At 51.9% G+C, this 445-nt stretch carries 1 protein-coding gene; it reads right to left on the bottom strand.

The window, feature by feature from the left end:
* Positions 1-445: hypothetical protein (locus I6F37_RS39970; RefSeq protein WP_225154374.1), on the bottom strand; the 445-nt coding region annotated here is incomplete at both ends.

Genomic DNA, 445 nt, shown 5'->3' with positions numbered 1-445 from the left:
CTCTAGTATTGGCCCAATACCCGCGTCGCTCACGGTTGTTTCGGGCTCTAATGTTTTCGCGATTTCCCGCTCAGCTTTCTCCAGTTGCGCCTGAGCCATGCGCATTGGAAATTCTGCCGCGTTGCGCTCCTGCAGTGTGCTCAGACGCTGTTTCGCCCTTTCTAACTTCAGCTGCACTGCACCTTGCAGAATTGCCCGTCGTTGTTCTCTCCTTACCTGATCTAGCCGGCGTTCTCGCTGATCCCATTCCGCCTTAATGTCATCCAAACCGGCAAGCAATCGTTCTTTGACCTCTTGAACTTGAATTTGCGTGATGTCCTTGATTTCAGTGTCCCGCCCGTTTTCCAGCATTTGCAAAACGACAGGCGTTGTTTCCTCGGGGTTATTCCAGATCGCGTTGTTTTCAATATCGGAGAAAACCGTTGCAAGGCGTGTTGTTGTCCGC

Origin of the sequence: Bradyrhizobium sp. NBAIM08, assembly GCF_020193935.1 — a bacterium.
Lineage (GTDB): Bacteria > Pseudomonadota > Alphaproteobacteria > Rhizobiales > Xanthobacteraceae > Bradyrhizobium > Bradyrhizobium yuanmingense.
Note: the sequence above shows the minus strand (reverse complement) of the source record. Positions and strands in the feature narration are given on the sequence as shown.